Origin of the sequence: Succinivibrio sp., assembly GCF_045124615.1 — a bacterium.
Classification (GTDB): domain Bacteria; phylum Pseudomonadota; class Gammaproteobacteria; order Enterobacterales; family Succinivibrionaceae; genus Succinivibrio; species Succinivibrio faecicola.
On sequence record NZ_JBGVMC010000161.1, the window covers coordinates 1 to 4,787 of the forward strand.

At 35.3% G+C, this 4,787-nt stretch carries 5 protein-coding genes and 1 pseudogene; 5 read left to right on the forward strand and 1 reads right to left on the reverse strand.

Annotation, left to right across the window (positions count from 1 at the left end):
• The 5 genes from ACJML3_RS04355 to ACJML3_RS04375 all read left to right on the forward strand — a co-directional run.
• Window positions 1-276: Dabb family protein (locus ACJML3_RS04355; RefSeq protein WP_406020930.1), on the forward strand; the 276-nt coding region annotated here is incomplete at its 5' end.
• A gap of 145 nt (window positions 277-421) precedes the next feature.
• Entirely contained in the window at window positions 422-1,408 is a 987-nt protein-coding gene (locus ACJML3_RS04360) for a Gfo/Idh/MocA family protein (protein WP_406020932.1), read from the forward strand.
• 10 nt (window positions 1,409-1,418) lie between these two features.
• Window positions 1,419-2,351: a D-2-hydroxyacid dehydrogenase gene (locus ACJML3_RS04365; protein ID WP_406020934.1), complete on the forward strand. Its 933-nt coding sequence runs from the start codon at window positions 1,419-1,421 to the stop codon at window positions 2,349-2,351.
• Between the two features lie 8 nt (window positions 2,352-2,359).
• Entirely contained in the window at window positions 2,360-3,289 is a 930-nt protein-coding gene (locus ACJML3_RS04370; RefSeq protein WP_406020936.1) for an aldo/keto reductase family oxidoreductase, read from the forward strand.
• A 201-nt stretch (window positions 3,290-3,490) separates the two neighbouring features.
• Window positions 3,491-4,552, forward strand: a complete 1,062-nt coding sequence (locus ACJML3_RS04375) for an alpha/beta hydrolase (RefSeq protein ID WP_406020938.1) — start codon at window positions 3,491-3,493, stop codon at window positions 4,550-4,552.
• A 139-nt stretch (window positions 4,553-4,691) separates the two neighbouring features.
• On the opposite strand, the pseudogene rpsU reads toward ACJML3_RS04375, so the two are convergent.
• Window positions 4,692-4,787, reverse strand: a pseudogene (gene rpsU, locus ACJML3_RS04380) (30S ribosomal protein S21); the annotation flags it as partial.

The window sequence follows — 4,787 nt, forward strand, 5'->3', positions numbered from 1 at the left end:
CATATTGTAATGTGGAGATTTAAAGAAGGTACTGAAGAGCAGATGCACAGATTCTTAAACGGTCTGAAAGGATTAGTGGGCCAAATCGAGGTGATCCGTTCTTTACAGGTTGGTGTTAATGTAAATCCAAAAGAGAAATTCCATGCAACCTTAGTATGTGAATTTGACAATATGGATGATCTCAATTCATATGCAACTGATCCAAGACACGTTGCTGTTGCAAGCATCTGCAGGGAGATTGCTCTTGAGAGAGTTGCTGTTGATTTTGAAGAATAACAATCCACTGCCTTTATAAATTTTATTAGAAAAAAATATAATGCAAGAAATTGCATTATATTTTTTTTAACACTGTTAAGATCTTCAGTATTCATTCTTGAAATTGTCATATAAACCTTTTTATTATATGAAAAAAGGAGTTTATATGATTAATCTAGCTATTATCGGTGCAGGTGCTATAGCAGCTGTACTTGCAAAGACCATCGTTATGATGAATTCACGAGGCGATAGCAAAGTAAAGCTTTATGCTGTTGGCTCTCGTTCAAAAGAAAAATCCGAGCAATTCTCAAAAGAATATGGAGCTATCAAAGCTTATGGTTCTTATGACGAGGTCTACAATGATCCAAAAGTTGATCTTGTCTATATAGCAACTCCACACAATTTTCATTATGAACAGGTAAAAAAGGCAATAGAACACAAAAAGCATGTTCTTTGTGAAAAGGCCTTTACCATCAATGCAAAGCAGGCTAAGGAGCTTTGTGATCTTGCAAAAGAGAATAATGTCCTACTATGCGAGGCAATCTGGACAAGATATCAGCCAATGCGCCAGATTATAAATGATGTTGTTGCATCTGGAATTATTGGTGCACCGATGATGGTTACTGCAAACCTGTCCTATTCAATGGCGCACAAGGAAAGATTACAAAAACCAGAACTTGCAGGTGGTGCCTTACTTGATGTTGGTATCTATGCTTTGAATTTTGCGAATATGGTATTAGGCGATCCTGACTATATTGAAGCCTTATGTGTAAAGAATTCATTAGGTGTAGATATGTCTGACTCTGTAACATTCACTTATGAGAAAACAGGTCAGATGGCTGTTTTATGTGCAAGTGCTCTTGCTGTATCAGACAGATACGGAATGATTCACGGTACTAAGGGCTTTATTCAGGTTGAGAATATCAATAATCCTCAGAAGCTTACTGTATTTGATAAAGAGTACAAGGTAGTAAAGGAAATAAACTGCCCTGAACAGTTAACAGGATATGAATATGAGCTGACTGAATGTGCAGAGTGTATTGAAAAAGGTCTGATTGAATGTCCTTCAATGCCACATGAAAGAACCATTTATATGATGAATCTTATGGACTCAATAAGAGCACAGCTTGCTGTAAAGTATCCTTTTGAATAGAGAGTGAAATATGAAGAATTTATTAGTTGCACTTGATTTAACACAAGAAGAGATAGAAATATATAAATCAATTCCTGATGTTGCCCTCACTGTAAAAAAGCAAAGCGAGGTCAGTGCTGATGATGTAAAGGATAAGCACATCATTGTTGGTAATATAAATCCTAATCTTCTTGAAAGTGCAAAAAATCTAGAATTTTTGCAGCTTAATTCGGCAGGATATGACAACTACATAAAAAAGATTTCTGATAAAACAATTCTTTGTTCATGTGTCGGTGCTTTTTCTCCTGCAGTATCAGAGCATATGCTTGCTATGACATTTTCACTAATCCGTCATTTTCATATGTACAGAGATAAGCAGAATAACAAGGATTGGTCTGATCTTGGAAAAATTATCTCTGTAGAGAATTCAACAATCACAGTATTAGGACTTGGTGACATTGGTAAAAGCTATGCTAAAAAAGTAAAGGCCATTGGTGCATCATGTGTTATTGGCGTTAAAAGAAATATTAGTGATAAGCCAGAATATATTGATGAGCTTTATACTCTTGATGACTTTGAAAAGGCCGTTAAAAAAGCTGATATTGTAGTTAATGTTCTGCCATCTACACCTCAAACTGTAAATCTGTTTGATAAAAATCATTTTGATGTGATGAAGAATGGAGCTTACTTTATAAACGTAGGCAGAGGCGATGCTGTAGACGAGAATGCTCTTGTGCAGGCTGTTAAGGATGGAAAACTCTCAGGTGCTGCACTTGATGTAACAAGACATGAGCCATTAGATAAAAACAGCCCAATCTGGAGTGAGCCTAGAATTTTACTTACTCCCCATGTTGCAGGCTGGTTCTTCTTGCAGGAAACCAAGAACAGAATCGTAAAGATTTCATCTGATAATGTAAGAGCTTTTGTTACAGGTCAGAGTATGAGAAATGTAGTAGAACATTAGGAGTCTGTATGGAATATATTGAATTTGGAAAGCACAAAACTAAAGTTTCAAAAGTAGTTTTGGGTCTAATGAGAATTCCTTCTCTTGATAATTCAAAGATTGCAGAACTATTAGAATGTGCTTTAGAAAACGGTATCAATATTGTTGATCTGGCTGACTGCTATTCAAAAGGAGTAGCAGAGAGCAAATTTGGTGAGGTTCTAAAAGATAATCCTTCTTTAAAAGATAAGTTCTTCATTCAAAGCAAATGTGGTATCAGAATTGGTGAGAAATTTACCTACTACGATTTTTCAAAAGACTATATTCTAAAGTGTGTTGATGCTTCACTAAAAAGAATGCAGGTTGATCATCTAGACTCTCTGTTACTGCACAGACCAGATGCTCTTATGGAAGCTGATGAGGTTGCTGAGGCTTTTAATATTCTAAAAGAGCAGGGAAAAGTTATTAATTTTGGTGTAAGCAATATGAATTCTCAGCAGATAGAGTATCTGTCTAGTGCTCTTGATCAGGAGATCTGTGCAAATCAGGTTCAGTTAAGTATCTGCCATACACCTATGCTTGACGCCCAGTTTAATGTGAATATGACAAACAACCCTGCCATTATGCGAGAAGGTGGAATTCTTGAGTATTGCAAAATGAAAAAGATTGTCGTTCAGGCATGGTCTGTAATGCAGTATGGATTCTTTGAAGGTGTATTTATTGGTTCAGATAAATATCCAAAGCTTAATGAGGTTTTAAACAAAATTGCATCAGAAAATGGTGTGACTCCAACGGCCGTTGCAATTGCTTTTGTTCTTAGAATTCCAAATCAGATGCAGGCTGTAATTGGAACAACCAATATAAACAGAGTAATTGAATCATCAAAAGCATGTGATTTCAAACTGACTAAAGAGCAGTGGTATGAGCTGTATTTAGCTGCAGGAAATATCCTTCCTTGATACATACACTGTGCACTCTTTAAAATAGCACAGAATGCACAGTGACATAAATCAAATCCTCATTTATAGTTTTGTAAAATAGGCAAAACAAAATTGATCAATATCAAATATCAATAATTTGAAATAGCTCATCTCTTTAATAATATTTTTGCACTATCCTTTTACTGATAGCTTTTAAATAATACATTTTGAGCGATAAAAATGATAATAAAAAAGACTATACAGAGAATATTACTAGGTATGTGTATTTTACTTCCAATGCAGTTAAGTTCTGCTGCACAGGTAAGTAACAACTATTACAACATGCTGTTAGATGATGTATCAGCTAACAAATATCGTCATGGTGTAGACAAGGCAACTGATGTCTATCAGTTTTTCAAGGCTACAAACACATTTAATGATGTTCTTGTGTATCCTGATTTTGCGGGGTTTTCAAATCTCATCCTGCCGGATACAACAAAAGAGCACCTTAATTATCCTTTAAACATGCTTTCAAAGATAATGACTTTACATAGAAATGTAAAAACAGTTAATACTTTAGAAAGTCTTGAGTATCTTGCAAAGGAATGTAAGAATGGAAAACAGGTATTCTACTCTTATTATACTGACGAAGAAGTGAAAAAAGATCCGTCACTTCAGAATACAGGCCTGTTCTTCTTTAGAGGAAAGAGGAATGCTCCATATGCAATTGTGGTTCCTGGTGGTTACAAGTACAGAACAATTCTTCATGAAGGATTTCCAATAGCCATTCCTATTTCAAGACGAGGCTACAATGTATTTGTTTTATCATATAGAATTGGTGACGTAACTAAGGGATCTGAAGATCTTGTAAAAGCTATTAAATATATACAGAAAAACAGTACAAGATTAGGTGTTAAAGCAGATCATTATTCATTATGGGGCGCTTCTGTAGGTGCACAGGTAATTATCAATGTCTGTCATAAAGCATTAAAAGATGAGAAGATCCTGCAGAACCTTCCTTCTACAAATATATTAACCTATCCTTTAAGTTTTTTCCCATCAAAGAAAGAAATTCCTACATTCATAGTAGTTGGTGATCAGGATAAGATTGTTAACAGCACAATTCTTAAATCATCTATAGTAAATCTTAAGAAGAATGGTATTGATGCTGATTATCTTGTAATGCCAAGATTAGGACATGGATTTGGACTTGGAATCAATCATGATTCATCTGTTGGTGTTAACTGGATTTCAAGAGCAGTAAGTTTCTGGTCTGATTTATCAGATTTTTCAGAAGATTAATTAATTCTATTCCTGGTGACAAACAAAAAGGGTTAGTTGAAACTAACCCTTTTTCATATTTAAATCTAGTGATAGATTCTATCTAGTGCATACAAGCAACTAGACTAATTCAGCCATGTCTTACGACAAAGTTGCGTGATTAGTAAAGTCTTGTATGGCGCGCATTTTCGCGGGCCAACTTCTTGGCGTGGCGCTTAATTGCAGAAGCCTTTGCACGCTTACGTACAGTTGTTGG

Excerpts from the sequence above, each read along its gene's own strand:
- ACJML3_RS04360 (WP_406020932.1), top strand. The coding sequence starts at position 422 with ATGATTAATCTAGCTATTATCGGTGCAGGTGCTATAGCAGCTGTACTT.
- ACJML3_RS04365 (WP_406020934.1), top strand. The coding sequence starts at position 1,419 with ATGAAGAATTTATTAGTTGCACTTGATTTAACACAAGAAGAGATAGAA.
- ACJML3_RS04370 (WP_406020936.1), top strand. The coding sequence starts at position 2,360 with ATGGAATATATTGAATTTGGAAAGCACAAAACTAAAGTTTCAAAAGTA.
- ACJML3_RS04375 (WP_406020938.1), top strand. The coding sequence starts at position 3,491 with ATGATAATAAAAAAGACTATACAGAGAATATTACTAGGTATGTGTATT.